At 53.8% G+C, this 15,344-nt stretch carries 14 protein-coding genes; 11 read left to right on the forward strand and 3 right to left on the reverse strand.

The features are described from left to right. The first annotated feature begins 230 nt into the window (after positions 1-230). The 4 genes from TMES_RS00835 to TMES_RS00850 all read left to right on the forward strand — a co-directional run bounded on the left by TMES_RS00835 (position 231) and on the right by TMES_RS00850 (position 3,723). Positions 231-923: a Smr/MutS family protein gene (locus TMES_RS00835; RefSeq protein WP_085578521.1), complete on the forward strand. Its 693-nt coding sequence runs from the start codon at positions 231-233 to the stop codon at positions 921-923. Continuing rightward, positions 920-1,276, forward strand: coding sequence for a helix-turn-helix domain-containing protein (locus TMES_RS00840; RefSeq protein ID WP_085578523.1), 357 nt, complete (start codon positions 920-922; stop codon positions 1,274-1,276). Before TMES_RS00835 ends, TMES_RS00840 begins: the two co-directional genes overlap by 4 nt. A gap of 259 nt (positions 1,277-1,535) precedes the next feature. Next, a complete protein-coding gene (rho, locus tag TMES_RS00845) occupies positions 1,536-2,801 on the forward strand; it encodes a transcription termination factor Rho (protein WP_085578525.1) in 1,266 nt (421 codons plus the stop codon). Between the two features lie 361 nt (positions 2,802-3,162). Continuing rightward, complete coding sequence (locus tag TMES_RS00850; RefSeq protein ID WP_085578527.1) at positions 3,163-3,723, forward strand: HD domain-containing protein; 561 nt, start codon at positions 3,163-3,165, stop codon at positions 3,721-3,723. A gap of 85 nt (positions 3,724-3,808) precedes the next feature. On the opposite strand, the gene TMES_RS00855 is transcribed toward TMES_RS00850, so the two are convergent. After that, positions 3,809-4,306 carry a methylated-DNA--[protein]-cysteine S-methyltransferase gene (locus TMES_RS00855; RefSeq protein ID WP_085578529.1) on the reverse strand — a complete coding sequence of 166 codons (498 nt, stop codon included), beginning with the start codon at positions 4,304-4,306 and terminating at the stop codon, positions 3,809-3,811. Positions 4,307-4,652: 346 nt separating this feature from the next. Further along, positions 4,653-6,707 (reverse strand): thioredoxin domain-containing protein, encoded by a 2,055-nt coding sequence (locus TMES_RS00860; RefSeq protein ID WP_342746297.1) that lies wholly within the window; start codon positions 6,705-6,707, stop codon positions 4,653-4,655. A gap of 285 nt (positions 6,708-6,992) precedes the next feature. Between TMES_RS00860 and TMES_RS00865 the strand changes: the two genes are divergently transcribed. The 7 genes from TMES_RS00865 (at position 6,993) to TMES_RS00895 (ending at position 14,133) form a co-directional block, all read left to right on the forward strand. Beyond that, complete coding sequence (locus TMES_RS00865; protein WP_085578531.1) at positions 6,993-7,241, forward strand: DUF6489 family protein; 249 nt, start codon at positions 6,993-6,995, stop codon at positions 7,239-7,241. A 6-nt stretch (positions 7,242-7,247) separates the two neighbouring features. Further along, a complete protein-coding gene (locus TMES_RS00870; protein ID WP_085578532.1) occupies positions 7,248-7,577 on the forward strand; it encodes a (2Fe-2S) ferredoxin domain-containing protein in 330 nt (109 codons plus the stop codon). A 205-nt stretch (positions 7,578-7,782) separates the two neighbouring features. Beyond that, positions 7,783-9,192: a tRNA uridine-5-carboxymethylaminomethyl(34) synthesis GTPase MnmE gene (gene mnmE / locus TMES_RS00875; protein ID WP_245835150.1), complete on the forward strand. Its 1,410-nt coding sequence runs from the start codon at positions 7,783-7,785 to the stop codon at positions 9,190-9,192. Between the two features lie 158 nt (positions 9,193-9,350). Then, positions 9,351-11,237 carry a tRNA uridine-5-carboxymethylaminomethyl(34) synthesis enzyme MnmG gene (gene mnmG, locus TMES_RS00880; protein ID WP_085579748.1) on the forward strand — a complete coding sequence of 629 codons (1,887 nt, stop codon included), beginning with the start codon at positions 9,351-9,353 and terminating at the stop codon, positions 11,235-11,237. 207 nt (positions 11,238-11,444) lie between these two features. After that, positions 11,445-12,086, forward strand: a complete 642-nt coding sequence (gene rsmG / locus TMES_RS00885) for a 16S rRNA (guanine(527)-N(7))-methyltransferase RsmG (RefSeq protein WP_085578536.1) — start codon at positions 11,445-11,447, stop codon at positions 12,084-12,086. Then, a complete protein-coding gene (locus TMES_RS00890) occupies positions 12,083-12,898 on the forward strand; it encodes a ParA family protein (RefSeq protein ID WP_085578538.1) in 816 nt (271 codons plus the stop codon). The genes rsmG and TMES_RS00890 overlap by 4 nt, the downstream gene beginning before the upstream one ends. Continuing rightward, the gene (locus TMES_RS00895; RefSeq protein ID WP_085578540.1) at positions 12,895-14,133 is read left to right on the forward strand and encodes a ParB/RepB/Spo0J family partition protein; all 1,239 of its coding nucleotides are present in this window, start codon (positions 12,895-12,897) and stop codon (positions 14,131-14,133) included. The genes TMES_RS00890 and TMES_RS00895 overlap by 4 nt, the downstream gene beginning before the upstream one ends. A 165-nt stretch (positions 14,134-14,298) precedes the next feature. On the opposite strand, the gene holA is transcribed toward TMES_RS00895, so the two are convergent. Then, a complete protein-coding gene (gene holA, locus TMES_RS00900; RefSeq protein WP_085578542.1) occupies positions 14,299-15,330 on the reverse strand; it encodes a DNA polymerase III subunit delta in 1,032 nt (343 codons plus the stop codon). Positions 15,331-15,344 lie beyond the last annotated feature (14 nt).

The following is a 15,344-nucleotide window of genomic DNA, read 5'->3' on the forward strand; positions in this document are numbered from 1 at the left end:
TTTTGCTGCTCGGCAAGGAGAAGTCCGCAGGGCGTAACGGGGTTACGGACAAGGATTTCGACGTAGCCGAGCAGCAAAATGCGCGGGCCCGGAGGGTTCAATTTTGACGGCGTTTGACGGCGTTACACCGCTTGCCCGATGCGCCGCATCGCGCGGCGCGCTGTGCCTTGCCAAACGGCACGTCAAAATTAAACAAAATGGGTCTTATTAAAGGAAACATGCTCTAGCCAATGACAGATCGCAAGAACCACAAAAAGCGCCGCAGCGTGACAGAGTCGGAGAAAGCCCTTTGGCAGGCTTTCACGCATGATGTCACGCCTTTGCGTGCGCGTCGCAAGGGTTTAAGCGATGAAGACGCCAGCGCGTTTGAAGAGGCGTTAGGGACAGATGCCAGTTTTTCGGGCGGTGAGACGGCTTTGCCACCCACTGCATCCCTGAGCGCTTCGGCGACATCATCTTTGGGTGATGAAATTTCGCGCTCCGAGGCGACGCGGCTGGCGCGCAATTTGCCATCTGCCCGCGATGCGGCGCGCAAACCGGTGGCAAAGGCCAAAGGACTGGAAGAATTGCAGACCGGCAAAACCGCCGGGATTGATAAATCGACCGCCGATAAATTTAAAAAGGGCCGCATGGCCATTGAAGGCCGGATCGATTTGCACGGCATGACCCAGGAAGTGGCGCATCATGCCTTAAATTCCTTTATTGAAATGGCATGGCGCAACGACAAGCGCTGTGTGCTGGTAATTACCGGCAAGGGCAGCCGGGCCGACGAATATGGCCGGACGGGTCTTTTGCGGCAGCGATTGCCCCAATGGCTCAGCGCACCGCGTTTGCGCCCGCATATTCTGGCCGTGACCCAGGCGCAGATCAGCCATGGCGGGGCAGGTGCCTTTTATGTTTTGTTGAAACGGAGACGCGTGTGACACCTTTTGGCAATCGCATTCGCGAATTGCGAACGCGCCACAACGTAACCCTGACCGAAATGGCAAATGCCCTGCAATTGTCGCCAGCTTATCTGTCAGCATTGGAGCATGGGCACCGCGGGCGGCCCAGCCCGGGACTGGTTCAGCAGATTTGTGGTTATTTTAATTTGATTTGGGATGAAGTCGATGAGATAAAGCGTCTGGCGCAATTGTCTCATCCCAAGGTGACGGTTGATACCGCCGGTCTGGAACCTGCTGCGACCGAACTTGCCAACCTGTTGGCCGAACGCATTGCGGGATTAAATCAGGATCAATTGACGCGGATCTTGCGAATTGTGCAGGAACGCGGTTGAAAAAGCCCGCCAGTGTGACCTCAATCACAATGACGACAGGTGTTTTGCCCAAACCGGTTTGACTAATCGTCGAATCGGCGTTATCAGTTTCCCATGTTTTGTTACTCTTACACGAAACATTCCTACCTTAAGCAATCAGCGGTTTATAGTCGGTATTTGAACGTCGTATTTTTTAATGCGGCATAGAAAACTGCACTCAAATACCACCCTCCTTACCAATTCGCCCTTCCCCGGCAATTACAGATCATCATACGCACATATGCATCTCCAGGACCTGAAACTTAAATCTCCGACCGAGCTTCTTGCCCTTTCGGAAGAGCTCGAAATTGAAAACGCCAGCACCTTGCGCAAGCAGGAGCTGATGTTTGCCATTCTCAAGCAACTTGCAGAAAACGACCACGCCATTTATGGCGAAGGTGTTCTGGAAGTATTGCCCGATGGTTTTGGCTTTCTGCGGAGCCCGGAAGCCAATTATCTGGCGGGACCGGATGATATTTATGTCTCGCCAAGCCAGGTTCGCCGGTTTGGCTTGCGCACCGGTGATACTGTGGAAGGGCAGATCCGTTCCCCGAAGGAAGGTGAACGTTATTTTGCCCTGCTGAAAGTGGACAAGGTCAATTTTGATGCGCCGGAAAAAGTCCGTCATCGTATCAATTTTGATAACCTGACCCCGCTTTATCCGGATCAGCCCCTGAAAATGGAGCGTGATGTGGACCAGGACGGCAATAACAGGGACATCACCAACCGGGTGATCGAACTTGTGTCGCCGTTAGGTAAAGGTCAGCGCGCCCTGATCGTGGCACCGCCGCGCACCGGTAAAACCGTGATGCTGCAAAATATTGCCCACGCGATCGAGGAAAACCATCCGGAAGCTTATCTGATCGTTCTTCTGATTGATGAACGCCCGGAAGAAGTGACCGATATGGACCGCTCGGTAAAAGGCGAAGTTATCAGCTCGACCTTTGACGAACCGGCACAGCGCCACGTTCAGGTGACCGAAATGGTCCTGGAAAAGGCAAAGCGCCTGGTCGAACACAAGCACGATGTTGTCATCCTGCTCGATTCGATTACGCGTCTGGCGCGTGCATACAACACCGTTGTGCCGAGCTCAGGCAAGGTTTTGACCGGTGGTGTCGATGCAAATGCCCTGCAGCGCCCCAAACGTTTCTTTGGTGCGGCCCGTAATATTGAAGAAGGGGGATCGTTAACGATCATTGCGACCGCCCTGATCGATACCGGCTCGCGCATGGATGAAGTCATTTTCGAAGAGTTTAAAGGGACGGGTAACTCCGAACTTATTCTCGATCGGAAACTGGCTGACAAACGTATCTTCCCGGCGATTGATATCCTTAAATCGGGTACCCGTAAGGAAGAGCTGCTGGTTGGCAAAAGCGAGCTTTCCAAAATGTGGGTTCTGCGCCGTATCCTCAACCCGATGGGTCCGCAGGACGCGATGGAATTCCTGCTTGGCAAGCTTAAATCGACCAAGAATAACGATGATTTCTTCGATTCAATGAACGGCTAGGCCGTTGGTGCTGGAATATCGGGCATATTGAACGAGACGAATTAAAACGGAGTCCGGTTTGGGCTCCGTTTTTTTGTGTCTGGTTTTGGCTTTGTGTTTTGGCAAATTGTTTCACGGGAAACATTTTGGGCTGGGATGGGGATGTGTCGTTTTACCCTGCCAATTCGAACATACAGATACTGCATGAATGATTGATCCTGCGGTGGTGCGTTGATGCCTGGCAAACTGGCGACACGCTGATGAGACCATGGGACGGGGCAGGGGCGTGCAGCGTGCGATGTGCAGATCGGGACTTGCAGCTTTTGCCAAGGCATGGGACGCTGGCATCTATCATCTATCATTCACTATGACCGTCAGGAAGATGCAGCTTCTTTTAAAATCTGTCGATTTTGCCGCCCGTGCCCATCGCGACCAGCGGCGCAAGGGCCCGGCCGACGAGCCCTATATCAATCATCCGATTGAGGTTTCGCGTTTAATTGTGGAATGCGAGCCAGATACCGCCGAAGATGTGCTATGTGCCGCACTATTGCACGACGTGATCGAGGATTGCGGCGCGACACACGGCGAAATTGCCGCCTGTTTCACTGAAAATATCGCAAATATCGTTCTTGAAGTCAGTGACGATAAAGCCTTGCCGCGCGATGAGCGCAAAGCCATGCAAATTCAATTGGCTCCCCGGCTTAGTAACGATGCCAAACTGGTGCGGCTGGCCGATAAAATTGCCAATGTCGGGGCGATGTTAACCGATACGCCGATTGGCTGGGACCGGACACAGATTTTATATTATGTCGATTGGGCCGAAAACGTTATTGCCCCGTGCCGCAGTGTCAGCCAGCGATTAAGCGACCGTTTTGATGCCATCGCCCGCGATGTTCGGGCATGGCATGCGCGTGATGGTGATGGTGAAAAAACCGGTTTTTAAGGATGATTTTTCCGGTTGATGCCTCACGTAAATGCAGTGTAAGGCAAGGGCCTTTATGAAGGACGTTTGCCCGCCAAGCGAGGAATTAAAGGTCAAAAGCTGTTTGCTGGCTGGCCTTTTTCACCGGGTAAAGATCAACACCTTCAAGTTTCAGCAGGGCTTCCTTGGTTTCCAACCCGCCATCGCCCGAATACCCGCCCGGTTTTCCGCCAGTGGCAAGAACACGGTGGCAGGGGATCAGGATGGGAATGGGATTTTTGCCGCACGCCATGCCAACGGCGCGAAATCCTTTTGGCGACCCGGCTATGCGGGCAAGATCCTGATAAGTAGCGGTTTGTCCCAGTGGAATATCACACATTGCCGCCCAAACCGCTGCCTGAAAAGGCGTGCCACCTGGTGCCAGGGGCAGGTCAAATCTGGTTAGTTTTTGGGCAAAATAGGCGTTGATTTGCGATTTGGCCTCGTCCAGCACCGGGCTGGTTTCCATATCTTCGACAAAACCCCAATCCAGCGAGACAATCTGGCCGTCAAATTCAAAAATTGTCAGCGCGCCAACCGGGCTGTTGAAAGAGATCTGGGGCATTGTGGCTCCTGTCTTGGCGGAAAATTGCGGCGTCAAATCGTTTTGAATGTCGCTTATATGCCGGTTTTACAGCCAGCCTTGCAAGCAATTTGCGTTTGTGCCGAACCGCATTGATTGAACCTGATTAATGCGGCCCTCAATTGGCGGGTGGGCTCTTGTTAAGTTCTTGCCTGCTGTTGCGACACAAGCCGCGCGGCGGCGTCGCGGCTTACATTTCTCCCGATGCTGTTCTGGTCGGGTTCGACGCCTGTTGGTGCCGCAATTTATTGTAGCCGCTGCAATTTTACACGGATTAATCCCTGTTTAGGGATTATCGACATGTCGTAATGTGTGAAGAAAGCCGTTTTTACGCGGCTTCGTTGCCATCCGAGATATCTTTAAGGTGTTTGGCCAGGGTTTCGGCATTGGTAATCGGTACGGAGCAAACCGGGCCCTGGCAGATATAGGCGGTTGCTTTGCCGTCAATGCGGGTTTTACCAAAGGCCGGATGATCTGGCGGAAGATCCTGATCATCGCCGATCAGGGTAACGGCCCGATGCGGCAGGTAACGGGCAAATACCGCCCGGCGCATGGCGTAAAGCCCGGCACTGCCAGAGGGGGCCAGAATAACAATTTGCAGCGGGTTTTGGAGCATTTCGGCACCAAGTAACAGACCGGGCATACTGGGGAACTGGTCGCGCAGGCGACCGCCAAAGCAGGCGAGGGTGGTATCGGCCCGGGTTTGATAGCGGGTTTCGCCTGTCAGGGCATAAAGACGTGCCAGATTTTGTACCATGATGCCATTGCCCGAGGGAACCGCGCCGTCACTAACAGGTTTGCTGCGCACGACCAGATCATTGCTGCTGGCTGCAGACTGGAAATAACCGCCGCGTTGCGTGTCGGCAAACTGGGTTTCGACCTGTTCGCTCCAGCCCACGGCATCGCGCAGATAAGATGCCGAACCTGAAATTTCAAACAGGCGCAACGAAGCGCGAATCATATGGGCGTAATCTTCGAGCATCGCGGCATGTTGCGCCCGCCCGGCACGATAGCTGTGTAACAGGGTGTTATTATTACCAAGAGTCTGCTTGATAAAATTATAGGCAAGTTTAGCGTAATCGAGCCATTCGGACCGGTGAAAAACCATGGCAGCTTCGCAAAGTGCGGCAATTGTCATGGCGTTCCAGTCGGTCAGAACCTTGTCATCCCAACCCGGGCGGACGCGGTTGTCCCGCGTTGTCATCAAGGTTTGACGCATTTTGGCAAGCGAGATTTCAGTTGGATCATCTGCAAGCGATAACCCCGACCGGGTCCGGTTCAGGATGGTGTGACCTTCCCAGTTGCCTGACGGGGTAACGTCGTAATAGCGGTTGAACAATGCGCTATCCTGATCGGCGAGCAGGTCATCTATCGCGGATTTGTCCCAGACATAAAATTTGCCTTCTTCGCCTTCGCTATCGGCGTCAAGGCTGGCGCCAAAGGCGCCGCCAGAAACGCGCATTTCCCGCATAATCCAGTCGATTGTTTCTTCGATGCGCTGCGCATAAAGCGGGTTGGTGGTAACGCGCCACGCATCGCACAGCACATCGATCAGCTGGGCATTGTCATAAAGCATTTTTTCAAAATGGGGTGCCAGCCATTGGTCATCGACGCTGTAGCGGGCATAACCGCCGCCCAGATGGTCGTAAATCCCGCCTTGTGACATGCGATCAAGGCTTAACGTAACGGCATTTTTCAGGTTTTCGTCGCCGGTGCGGTTGGCGGTGCGCCATAAAAAGGCCAGCAGGGTTGGCTGCGGAAATTTGGGCGCACCCTTGGTGCCGCCATTTTCCATATCCATCAATTGCAGGCTGCTTTTGCCAAATTCATCAATGGTTTCAAGCAAGGGTACATCGCCGCTGCGGGTATTATTCATGCGTACAAGGGCAGTATTGATCTGCTTGACATTATGGGCGACGTTTTCGGGTTCGCTGGCATAGATATTGGCGATTGATTTTAAAACGTCATCAAATCCCGGCCGGCCATATTTGGCGTGTTTGGGAAAATAGGTTCCCCCCCAGAACGGCTCGCCATTCGGGGTTAGAAACATGGTGAGCGGCCATCCGCCCTGTTGGCCCAGCAAGGCCAGGGCATTTTGATACAAGGCATCAAGGTCTGGTCGTTCTTCGCGATCAAGTTTGATATTGATGAACAGGTCGTTCATCAGCGCGGCAATTTCCGCATCCTCGAAACTTTCATGGGCCATGACGTGGCACCAGTGGCAGGCCGCATAGCCGATTGACAGCAAAACGGGTTTGTTGGCCGCCTGTGCCGCAGCAAGCGCCTGTTCGGACCAGGGTTGCCAATGGACAGGGTTTGTCTGGTGTTGCAAAAGATAGGGGCTGGTTTCGCGCCCCAGATTGTTGCGGTCAAGATCCATCATCACGCGTGTCCCATGCTGTTCCGATTGCGTTTGGCGGTCCTTCGCGTTAGGGCGACGATATGGCGATGTCGCCCCGGAAAGGGTAAATTCGCAAATTCTTATCTTCCCAAAATACGAGCAAAACTATTGAAAAGAAAGGGAAATGCTTTGCACAATTGCCATATAAGGGAAATGCGACGAATATGGGATATGCGAAAAGCGTGGTAATGCCGCACAGACGCGCCTTTCAGGATTTATACACTGTCATTGCCATAGAATAAAAAGTGCCCGTCAGGAGGTCAGGTTATGAAAATTTCAGTTGATATCGATTGCAGCCCGGAAGAGTTGCGCACATTTTTTGGGTTGCCCGATGTGCAACCCATGCAGCAAGCGCTGATGAAGGAAATTGAAGAGCGGATGAAGACCAATCTGCAAGCGATGGACCCGGAAACGATGTTAAAAACCTGGTTGCCGCAGGGCATGCAGAACTGGGAACAGATGCAAAAAGCATTCTGGAACCAGTTTAACAATGGCGGCCCCATGAAGAAGGATTGATCGAGCTTGAGTGATACAGAACATTTCTATCAGTCCCATATTTTTGTCTGCCAGAACGAAAGACCAGACGGGCATCCACGCGGATGTTGCCAGGCCGCCGGGGCAACCCGGTTGCGCAATTATATGAAGGTTCGGGTCAAGGAACTTGGTATTGCGGCTGCCCGTGTGAATACCGCAGGCTGCCTTGACCGTTGTGAACTGGGGCCGGTAATGGTGATTTACCCGCAGGGAACCTGGTACCGCTATGACAATCAGGATGACATCGACGAAATTCTTCAGACACATCTGATAGAAGGCCGGGTGGTTGATCGCTTGCAATTGCAGCCTGATCAGTAAGATAGATCTCTATGATTTGGCCCCTTTTGTAGGGCGCGATGGCGCCGTGCGGTTTATGAAGTCATTGGCAAGGATTCGTTGGGACTGTTTGCGGACGGATGATCCTGGTGATCGCTTTGGATCGACGATATTTGACAAGATTTAACAAGGCCGCCACTAATCGGGCGGCCATTTTTGACATCGCCAAAATACGGAACATATGGTTTTGCACGCTCGCACGGATACGATTGATACAATTTTCGCCTTGTCTAGCGGCGCAGGACGCGCAGGCGTTGCGGTTATTCGCCTGTCGGGGTCGCAGTCGCTGCCGGTGTTATGCGCGCTTTTGGGGCGCGATACACCGCCACGCGCGCGGGTGGCGGTGTATGCACCCATTGCCGACCCGCAAAGCGGCGAGCGGCTTGATGATGCCATTGCCTTGTATTTTGCCGGTCCGGCCAGCTTTACCGGCGAGGACGTCGTTGAACTGCATGTGCATGGCGGACGGGCGGTGATTGAAGGCGTGCTGGACTGTCTTGCCCGTCAGCCCGGCTTGCGACTGGCGGAGCCGGGGGAATATAGCCGTCGTGCCTTTCAGAACGGCAAAATGGACCTGACCGAGGCCGAAGGCATTGCCGATTTGATTGATGCCGAAACCGCCGCCCAGCGCCGCCAGGCCGTGCGCCAGATGGCCGGGGAACTGGGCCAGCTTTATGAAGACTGGCGCTTGCGCCTGATGCGCGCGCTGGCCCATATCGAAGCCGATATTGATTTCCCCGACGAAGATTTACCTGATGGTATTGTTGCGGTTTTGCGCAGTGATTTGCAGCGGATTGCCAATGAAATTGCCGGGCATCTGGCCGACAACCGGCGTGGGGAGCGGCTGCGTGAAGGCTTTCAGATTGTTATTCTTGGCGCACCCAATGCCGGTAAATCAAGCTTGTTAAACCGGTTGGCGCGGCGCGATGCGGCGATTGTTTCTGACATTGCCGGCACCACGCGCGACGCCATTGAAATCCATCTCGATCTCGGCGGGTTCCCCGTCACGATGGTCGATACAGCGGGCTTGCGCGAAACAGGTGACGCGATTGAAACCGAAGGGGTTCGCCGCGCGACAGAACGAGCAGAAAATGCCGATCTTCGGCTTGTGGTAATTGACCGTGCCGATTGGCCGAGGATCGACGGCGAGGCCGCGCGACTGATAGATCGCAACACGGTTATCCTGATCAACAAGGCGGATCAGGTGGATGACGGTATTACGGCCTCCCCGTCACATGATCAGTCCGCCGGGCTGGTGTGGTCGGGTGTGGACGCTGCGGGGGCAGTGCTGGAGCTACCGGTTTTGGCGATATCGGCTATGACCGGGGCAGGGATGGAAAGCCTCTTGCAACTGCTGGAAAGTCGCGTAAAAGAGGGGCTCGATTTTGCCGGGCCTGTCCCGTTGACGCGGATGCGTCATCGCCGCGCCCTGGAACAGGCACTGTCCCATCTTCACCGTGGTTTGGGGACTGATATTGCCGAACTGGCTGCCGAGGATATTCGCTTGGCAGTGCGGGAAATCGGGAAGATTACCGGACGTGTTGATGTTGAAGATTTGCTCGATATCATCTTTGGTGATTTCTGCATCGGTAAGTAATTATCGGGAAATAGGTTTAATTAGCTATGTTTCACGTGAAACATTACCGATTCCGATGTTGAAATAATAACCAATTAAGTTGACCTTATAGGCGATCCGGGCATTTTGCCTTGTGGATTGTCTTGCTAAAAACCGCCCGTTGCGGGCATGAGGAACTGATGTCACAGAACCGTTTTGATGTGATTGTGGTCGGTGGTGGCCATGCCGGATGCGAGGCCGCTGCGGCTGCCGCGCGCATGGGGGCTAAAACTGCCCTGGTCACACACCGTGCCGACCGTATTGGCGAAATGTCCTGTAACCCGGCCATCGGCGGGTTGGGCAAAGGCCATATGGTGCGCGAGGTTGACGCGCTTGACGGTGTGATGGGCCGCGCGATTGATCGCGCCGGTATTCAGTTCCGGATGCTTAACCGCTCCAAGGGGCCCGCTGTACGTGGCCCGCGCGCTCAGGCTGACCGCAAGCTGTATCGCACTGCTGTGCAGGATATTCTGGCAGAACAGCCAAACCTGACGGTGATTGAAGCCGCCGTTGAGGATTTGGTTATTGATGAAGATAACCGGGTCGGTGGCGTTATCACCGGCGAGGGCGCGCAGTATCTGGCCGGCGCAGTTGTGCTGACCACCGGAACGTTTTTGCGCGGCATTATTCATATTGGCGAAGAAACCATGGCGGCGGGCCGCATGGGCGATGCGCCGTCCATGGGATTGTCCGATACGCTGGCGAAATACGAATTTGCCCTTGGCCGCCTTAAAACCGGGACACCGGCACGGCTGGATGGCCGGACAATTGAATGGCATCGGCTGATCGAGCAGCCCGGCGATAACCCGCCAGAACCGTTTTCGTTCTTAAATGACACGATCACGGTGCCCCAGATTTCGTGCTATATGACGCATACCACCGAAGAAACGCACAAGATTATTCGCGATAACCTACATCGTGCGCCGATGTATAGCGGCCAGATCAGCAGCAGTGGTCCGCGTTATTGCCCGTCGATCGAGGATAAGGTGGTTCGTTTCGCCGATAAATCCGAACACCAGATTTTCCTTGAACCCGAGGGGCTGGATGACCCGACGGTGTACCCTAATGGCATTTCAACATCCTTGCCCAAGGATGTTCAGTTGGCCCTGTTGGCCAGTATTCCCGGGCTTGAAAAGGTCGAAATTTTCCGTCCCGGCTATGCCGTTGAATATGACTTTGTTGATCCGCGCGAGCTGCGCCATACCCTTGAAACCAAGAAAGTCGCCGGGTTGTTTTTCGCCGGGCAAATCAATGGCACCACGGGTTATGAAGAGGCCGCAGGGCAGGGTTTGATTGCCGGGGTTAATGCCGCGCTGGTGGCTGATGGTGGCGAACAGCAATTTGTTCTCGACCGGGCCGATGCTTATATCGGCGTGATGATTGATGATCTGGTGACGCAGGGCACGCGCGAACCTTATCGGATGTTTACCTCGCGGGCGGAATATCGTTTGATGTTGCGGGCCGATAATGCCGACCAACGATTAACCGGGTTGGGTATGGCTATTGGCTGTGTCGCATCGACGCGCCAAAATGCCTGGACCGATAAGCGGGATGCTTTGGCGTCTGCCAAGCAGCGGATCGGCGATTTGGCGGAAACCCCCAACCAACTGATCAAACACGGGATCAGGGTTAATCAGGATGGGGTCCGTCGCAGTGCCTTTGATTTGTTGGCATACCCGGATATTTCATTCGAACAGCTGGCTATTGTTTGGCCGGAACTTCGCGATGTTGCCCCGTCAATTCGCGATCAACTTGCCATCGATGCCCAGTATAAAGGCTACCTTGATCGCCAGGCTGCCGATGTGGCGGCATTTCGGCGCGATGAAGAATTGCGGTTGCCGCGCAACCTTGACTATGAACGGGTAGGAGGGCTCTCTACCGAAATTCGGTTGAAGCTGCAGCAAATTATGCCGGAAACCATCGGTGCCGCCTCGCGCATTCCGGGTGTTACCCCGGCGGCGGTTACGGCACTTCTTGGCCATATTCGCTCGCATCGTCATCAGGCGATTAATCAAAAATCCGCCTGACAGATTGGTTGGTCGAGCCATAAAACGTTGTGAAATACTTGTTTTGCGACGGATGCGCAGGTATTGAACGTAAATATTAAAGCCGCCGATGTTTCACGTGAAACATCGGCGGCTTTTTTTTTGAAAAATATCGTCATAAACGCTAAAAACCGACGGGAAACAAAAACAACGCTGGCGTGACGCTCAAACCAGTTTTATAAGAAATTCATGCAAACAAATACAGAATCCGTCAAAAAATGGTTTGAGACTGAACTTCATGTTTCACGTGAAACAATGTCTCGCCTGGAGCATTATGCCGATCTGGTCGTGAAGTGGCAGCCAAGTATTAATATTGTGGGCGCCAGCACAGCCGAAGACGTATGGGCACGTCATTTACAAGATTCAGCACAAATTTGGCCGCATCTTGCCGATATTGCCCAAAAATCCGATACAAAAATTGTTGATTTTGGCTCCGGCGCCGGATTTCCCGGTGTGGTTTTGTCCATACTGGGCGCCAATCACGTCACCATGATGGAAAGCGTTACCAAAAAAACGATCTTCCTGACAGAGGCCTGCCGTTTATGTGACTGCCTGGGTAAAACCCGTGTTGCCCGCGAACGGATCGAAGCCGCAAAGCCGGAAAATGCCGATATCATTACCGCACGTGCATTTGCACCCTTGCCAAAATTATTGGACATGGGGCAGCGCCACTTAAAACCGGGCGGAAAATATGTGCTGCTAAAAGGACGTGCCTTTGAAAGTGAACTGGCCGACGCGCGAAATGCCGGGTGGCGTTTTTCTGTAACAACCTTTCCGGGGCTTGTTGATCCGGAAGGCGTGGTGATGATCCTTGAGGGAGTAGAGCGATGACAGATGTGATTGACTTGCCCGTAAATACCGGTGGAAACCGCCCTCGTATTATTGCCGTTGCCAACCAGAAAGGCGGAGTGGGTAAAACCACCACCACGATTAATCTGGCAACGGCGTTGGCGGCTGTCGATCAACGCGTTCTGATTGTCGATCTTGACCCGCAGGGCAATGCCAGTACCGGCTTGGGATTGCGGCCATCGGAACGCGATATTAGTTCGTATGATGTGTTGATTAATGGTGCGAGTTTGATGGAAGCCCGGCGGCCGACGGCCATTCCCCGGCTTAATATTGTGCCATCGGGCATGGATTTATCGGGTGCCGAGATTGAGCTGGTTGATTTTGAACGCCGGGAGATGCAGCTTAAAGAATCGCTGTCGCGTCTGCCGCAAGATGTTGATTATGTGCTGATCGACTGCCCGCCATCATTGGGCCTGTTAACGCTAAATGCGCTTGTGGCATCCGATGCAGTTTTGGTGCCGTTGCAATGCGAGTTTTTTGCGTTGGAAGGGATCAGCCATCTGGTGCGGACCATTAAACGGGTGAAAAAGGCGTTTAATCCCAAGCTGGAAATTCAGGGCATCGTGTTGACGATGTATGACAAGCGCAATAATTTGTCGGCGCAGGTTGCCAAAGATGTCCGGGATTATTTTGGCGATGTCGTTTATAGAACCGTTATTCCGCGCAATGTGCGTGTTTCCGAAGCGCCCAGCCACGGCGCACCGGTCCTTGTTTATGATATTAAATGCCCCGGTTCGAAGGCTTATCTGAATTTGGCAAGTGAAGTCCTGAAACGCGAAGGAGTGAAGGCATGAGTGAGACAAAAAAACGCGGTTTGGGACGAGGCCTTTCGGCATTGCTGGGCGAAGAAGACGATGAAGTCGGGGCGGCGGTGAGTGGTGGGGCGGCTGGTTCGGCCGAGCCAGTGCATCCCGGCCCCGGTGGCACGACACAGTTGGTTGCCATTAGCGATTTAGCACCATCACCGTTTCAGCCGCGCAGCAATTTTGATGACGAGGCGATTGACGATCTGGCGGCATCAATCCGTCAGAAAGGCATTATTCAGCCTATTTTGGTGCGGGCCTCGTCGACCGGTGCGACGGTTTATGAAATTATCGCCGGGGAACGGCGCTGGCGGGCCGCCCAACGGGCGCAGTTGCACGAAGTGCCGGTATTGGTACGCGAATTTGACGACCGCGAAACCGCCGAAATTGCCCTGATCGAAAACCTGCAACGCCAGGATTTGTCGGCTTTGGAAGAGGCAGAGGGTTATAACCGCTTAATGGCGGAATTTTCGCATACCCAGGAAGCCTTGGGGCAGGCGCTCGGTAAAAGCCGCAGCCATATTGCCAATAGTTTGCGGCTCTTGTCGTTGCCGTCGCCAATTAAACAAATGCTGTCTGACAAGGTGTTAAGTGCGGGGCATGCACGGGCGTTGTTAGGCGCTGATAACGCGGTAGAGCTGGCAACCCAGATTGTTAAAAAAGGCCTGAATGTTCGCCAGACCGAAAAACTGGTTAAAACAGACGGCGGTAAGGCATCGCGCCCCAAGCGTGAAAAAGGGGCCTCGGGCCCCCAAAAAGACGCCGATACGGTGTCGCTGGAACGCGATCTAAGCAACATGCTGGGCCTTGCCGTTAGCATTGATTTCGACGGGGCAGGCGGCCGCCTTACGGTTCGCTATGATACGCTTGAGCAGCTTGATGATATTTTGCAGCGCTTAACGCATGGTCGTGCGGACAGTATCACCCCTGATGAGGGTGCGCCTGGCGCTGCCGAGTCGGCAGATGATGACAATGAATTCGACTCGATGTTTATTGATGATTCCAGCGACGATCATGCAAGCGATGGTGCATCGGATGAAGATATAACCAAGGAGCTCGAATCGATTGCTGATACATCTGGTATCACGCTTGATTTGAGCAAGGATGAAGACGACAGCGATCATCGGGTGTCGGCACCCGAAGCAGATGCACCGGTTTCACGTGACGAAATCGACGAGGCCGTATTTGCCGATGTTCTTTCAGAACGTAATAAAGACCGTTCCTGATATCAAAACAAACAATGCTGCGCTGCAATATGGCCGGATTTCCTTTTGGAGACCGGCTATATTTTTGTCATCAGAACTGATGTTGTTGCATCAGGATACCGGGTTTCCCTTGCGTTAGCAGCGAGTCGGCTATGTTGGCTGACAGCAGGCTTATGACATCGTGCCTTAACGCCGCCCCTGTTTTTGACGGGCAACCGTAACCTTGATCATGGCGCGGTGCGCCAGCGTTTCCGGGATGGCGAGGCCGCTTTTGCAGTCCTTTTCAGCCTCGAGGAAAATTTGCAAGGCGCGCTGGATGTGCGATAGTGGCCAATAGGACAAATTGGCACGAAACTGGTCTGCTGCTTTGAAAAAGAGCGGCGGGCGCAGCGACTTCATCGCCTGTTCAACCGACATTCCCTGTGAAACTTGCCCTTTAACCAGATGCAATTTCTGAAAATAGCCGATCATCATGCGCAAAGCCCCGACCGGGTTAAGGCCCTCTTCAACCAGCCGGGTCAGGGCGGTGTCAAGATTGGCAACATTGCCAGCCGAAACAGCCTGAAGCACATCATCATAATGGCGAGCAGAACTGTCGCCAATGCAGGCCATCGCATCAGCCAGAGTGACCTGCGGCTGATTGAGGGCATAAAGGGCGAGCTTTTGCAGTTCGTTGCGCGAAATCATGCGGTCGCTGCCGAGATTGGCAATCAGAAAGCGCACCGCATCGCGTTCGATCTGAAGATTATGCTCATCCATAACCGATTTGATCAGCCCTTCGAGATCACGGCCCGAGTCGGCATAACAGGGCAGGGCCATGCCATTGCCGGCCTTTTCAACCGCCTGACGCAGCTTTGATCGTGAAGGCAGGCTTCCGGCCTCACACACAATCAAAGCGTCTCCTGCCGGGTGTTGTAGGAAATCGGCGATGATTGGGGCCTGGGCATCGCCCACATCGCGGAGTCGCACAACCCTGCGCCCGCCTCCAAAGCTGATGGCGGCGGCCTCGTCGCGCAGGCGCCCGCCATCTTCTTTTAACTGGGGCGGCCCGAGTTCGATGATACGAAAGGGATCTTTGAGGTCGGCGACCACTGTTTTGGCCAAAGTCGCGCCACGTTCGCGCACAAGACCTTCATCTTCGCCATAAATCAGGATCAGTTGGGCCTTGGCGTCGGGCGAGCGTAAAAACGAATCGACCTGGGCTGCTTTAAGTTTCATTGAATTCCGGCATC

It is taken from the genome of Thalassospira mesophila, from assembly GCF_002115755.1.
Lineage (GTDB): Bacteria > Pseudomonadota > Alphaproteobacteria > Rhodospirillales > Thalassospiraceae > Thalassospira > Thalassospira mesophila.